Consider the following 567-nt stretch of genomic DNA (forward strand, 5'->3'; position numbering starts at 1 on the left):
GCTTTCCAACACATTCCACTAACACCCCATAGACTTAAGGGCTAATCCCCGTTCGCTCGCCGCTACTAGGGGAATCTCGGTTGATTTCTTTTCCTAAGGGTACTTAGATGTTTCAGTTCCCCTCGTTCGCCTCTACACACTATGTATTCATGTGCAGATAACAGCTTATGCTGCTGGGTTCCCCCATTCGGACATCGTTAGCTCAAATGCTTGTTACTAGCTCGCCAACGCTTTTCGCAAGTTACTACGTCCTTCATCGCCTCTGACTGCCAAGGCATCCACCGTATACGCTTAGTCGCTTAACCATACAACCCAAATGAGTTTCACTCATCTGCGCCGCATTGCGACCAGCTTGGTTTTACTTGTCTCACTCCCGACCAGGAAGTGGACGCGCCTTAGACGTGAAATACTCTGCCACCACAGCAAAATACCTCACTTTGAATATTCAAGACACTTAATAAAGTGTTTGAGAACTCATGTTCAATGCTTTCGCATTAAACGTTTTGTAATTAATTACATGACAGACTCATGCAATTAAATACTATCAGCTTTCCAAATTGTTAAAGA

Annotated in this window: 1 rRNA gene; it reads right to left on the bottom strand. The window is 44.4% G+C overall.

What is annotated here, in order from left to right:
* Positions 1–305 (bottom strand): 23S ribosomal RNA (locus tag ACRN9H_RS19685); the annotation flags it as partial.
* Between the last annotated feature and the right edge of the window lie 262 nt (positions 306–567).

This window comes from Shewanella sp. MF08487 (assembly GCF_050848685.1).
GTDB lineage: Bacteria > Pseudomonadota > Gammaproteobacteria > Enterobacterales > Shewanellaceae > Shewanella > Shewanella glacialipiscicola.